Raw genomic sequence first — 3,119 nt, 5'->3', positions numbered from 1 at the left:
GCGACAATCAAGATGAGACCGAGGTCCTTGCCAGCGACAATTAAAATCGGCACTGAATGACGCGCCGCGACAATCACATTCTCATCCTGATTGACGCGCAATACTCATCCTGATTGACGCGCAATAGATGCTGGCGGGGGAGCCAGGATCCAGTCGTCCACTAAGCAAGTCGGGCACGTTTTCTAGACGAACCAGTCCGTCCGCAGATATGCACGAGGTGAACATATCCGTGGGCAAGCCCTAACCGAGATACAGAAAGTCCTTCTCCTGCAATCCCTTCGCCGACGCCATATCCGGCACTGGCGTCCCGACATGGTGTATCTCCGACAAGCGGGTCGATCCGGCCATAGTTCTCAGCTCCAATGGCGGCGAAGTCACCATGGAGCGGCACTTCAGGATAGTGGTCGGCGAGGACGCCGCGCGGGAATGCCTCGATCTCGCTGAAGGCTGCGGCCTCCCATCCAAGCGGGTGCCAAGCGAACGTCGCGGCTTCGATGCCGGCACAAAGAGAGAGGTATCGCATTACGCCATCGCAGTGCGAAACTGTTTCCGAACTGCGGAGTTTTTTTGCTCGGGAGCAAAACAAAGAGAGGAGTCGAGAATGGTAGACACCCCTAATCACACTACGACCGTTGTCGAAGGACGTCGCGGCGGTGGAGCAAGCATTATTGTTGCTATCGCCATTCTGACTGCAGTCGTCGCCGGCGTGTGGATGTTCAGCCAAACATCCACCAGCGAAGCGCGCAAGGACAATGCGGTCGAGAATGCAGCCAACAGCGTCAGTAATGCCGCCGGTAAGGCCGGAGACGCTGCCCGCGACGCCGCCAAGAAATCCGGCAACTGAGAGGACGCGATCCCCCCGACAACTCGCGAAAAGAACCGCTTCCGTGGGTAATCGGCAAAGACCACATTTCCGCACGTTGCGAATATTGCCCCGTTATCGCCAGCGGACCCATTAGCTGCCTGCGCAGTCAGGAAGTCTCGACCGTCATTTCTCATCGCCTCGATAGCAATTTTGTAATAAAGTGCGTCCGATAACGTATGATAACGACTGATTAACTTCTTTGATCATACGCTTGGTAAAAATAGACGCGGTCGCCAACGTACAAAATTGTTCATACGATTGGAGAAGCGGTAGTTATGGGAATGGAAAGAAATAACCGTGTCGATTGCTTGGAACGGGCCGCCCTCGAGTTCGAAGGCGCTCAGTTCGCCATTCGGCATGTTCTTGCAAATCTGCTTTCCCGGCTCGACCGGCACGACGTGGAGGAGTGTCTGCGTGAGTTGCAGAGCACCGGCCGCAGGCACGGCTTGGAATTGGGCGAAAGGAGGCTGACCGGCTATCTGGACGAGCTGGAGGCGCTTAAGGTCGCTTCCGCTTCCGTGCGAAAGGTCGGGGCACCGCCACTTCGTGCGGTAAGCTGAGAGGGCGAAGCGCCCGGATGCGTTCATGAGGTTCACGCCTTGCCGGATTGATGGCGGGCTGCACCGTCAAGGATGTACCGCTGGAAACCGCGGCAGACATCGTCACGAGCCGGGGCATCAACATAGGGGGTTCGAAAGCGCGCCGCGAAGGTCGACGCTATCCGACCGCATGACGCGATGGCCAGGGCGAGCCAACCCCATTGAGACCGGCCAGCTGTTCTAAGTATTGCAACTTCCATGCTTCGCGCGCGCTCTTCTCGCACTCGGGTGATAGCGACCCACGCCTCACATGAGGCGCACCCGGTCCAGCTGATGGATTGCTGTCAAAGGCCGTCAGTCTGCTTCAGCCAGACTCATCGTGCTGAAACTTAGGCCCCGCAGCCGAATACACACCTCTGCGAGGCCCTTTTCCCTATCAGGAGTGTCTACGTGCCGGGCTTGATACCGGCTGCCAGGCTATTCTCAGCAACTTGACCACACCGCTAAAGCGGTCCCTTGAGCGGCACGACCACCCGTACTACCGTAAATAAGTCCTACGTATCACTCAGGGCTTTTGGAACAACTCCCCCTTTCGAGATGTTACTTTCAAGACTGTGTGTCCCTGCAGTAAAATTGATAGCCGGTTCCCTCCGGTCATCATGAGGCCGCCCCTTTGCGGGGGCGGCCTCTTTCCTTTCAAACTGAGAACTCGCCACAGCGGTCGTCGGAACCTTTCTTTCTGTCTCGCGCTTAGCTTGCAGGTGTCGGCGGTTTCTAACGACCTGAAGCCTCGATGGATGCTGATGTTACGCCATCGGCAGAATTTAAATGCAAATGGCCCCGTAACGACCGAGAGTTACGGGGCCATTTTGCTTTGCAGGCGAAAGATTGATCCACGATGCGCTGGATCGTTCGACCTGTGAGATATTGATCAGTTCACTTTGGGCCGTATCGCGCTCAGGAACCGGTGCCTCCCGGTGTGAGGTCGCCTCCGAACGAAGGCGACCTCTTCTATTTCACCGCTCGGAAAATCATTGCATGCGGCTCTTCCAGTTACTCGGAGCTTTGGGGGGCGCCATGCCGGGTTTCCAATTCTGCAGATCCTCCTCGATCCAAGCGCGTAGTTCCAAGGACTCCGGGGCGGGCAGAAGGATCGAAACTTCCTCCAGCACCGCGATTGCACCAGCCCGGTATGCGGATTCCGGGGTCATCCCGGCCACCATTCCGATTTGATCCCGGCCGGGATTCCGAGATGATGCCGGCCACCATTCCGAGCAATTCCCGGCCACCCGGGAGGGAGTGAGACGCCCGATCGTTGGGTCCATCTTATCGGCGCAGCAGCCGGAGGATGGAGATGCCGACGAGGAGGCCGAAGATGCGCCATGTGCCTGAAGTAATGAGAATGCATCGGGAGGCTTGCGTCCCGATGCGCGAGATCGCCCGACTGACTGGCCTTGCTCGTTCTACAGTGCGCGACATGATCGTGCGCTTCGATCGCTCGGGATTGGAGTGGCCGGTTCCGTCCGAGATTGGCGACATAGATCTGGAGGGACGTTTGTATGGCGCCTCCGGCGTCAAACCTGGGCGACGCAAGCTTCCGGAGCCGGACTGGCCGGTGGTAGCGCGCGAGCTGAAGCGCAAACACGTGACGCTGCAGGTGCTCTGGGAGGAGTACCGCGCCGAGCATCCGGACGGATATCGCTATAGCCGGTTCT

2 protein-coding genes and 1 pseudogene are annotated in these 3,119 nt (G+C 57.9%); 2 read left to right on the top strand and 1 reads right to left on the bottom strand.

Annotated features, from left to right (window positions below; genetic code table 11):
• Positions 1–601 precede the first annotated feature (601 nt).
• On the top strand, positions 602–844 hold the full coding sequence (locus ACI3K3_RS25455; RefSeq protein ID WP_404918875.1) for a hypothetical protein: 243 nt from the start codon (positions 602–604) through the stop codon (positions 842–844).
• A 224-nt stretch (positions 845–1,068) separates the two neighbouring features.
• Here ACI3K3_RS25455 and ACI3K3_RS25450 read toward each other — a convergent pair whose 3' ends face one another.
• Positions 1,069–1,461 (bottom strand): hypothetical protein, encoded by a 393-nt coding sequence (locus ACI3K3_RS25450; RefSeq protein WP_404918873.1) that lies wholly within the window; start codon positions 1,459–1,461, stop codon positions 1,069–1,071.
• Positions 1,462–2,830: 1,369 nt separating this feature from the next.
• Here ACI3K3_RS25450 and ACI3K3_RS25445 point away from each other — a divergent pair.
• Positions 2,831–3,119 (top strand): annotated as a pseudogene (locus tag ACI3K3_RS25445) (IS21 family transposase); the annotation flags it as partial.

Source organism: Novosphingobium sp. ZW T3_23 (assembly GCF_044987305.1).
Lineage (GTDB): Bacteria > Pseudomonadota > Alphaproteobacteria > Sphingomonadales > Sphingomonadaceae > Novosphingobium.
The sequence above is the reverse complement of the archived record's forward strand: the minus strand, read 5'-3'. Positions and strand labels throughout refer to the sequence as shown.

Coding starts and splice junctions, on each gene's coding strand:
- ACI3K3_RS25455 (WP_404918875.1), top strand. CDS start 602: ATGGTAGACACCCCTAATCACACTACGACCGTTGTCGAAGGACGTCGC.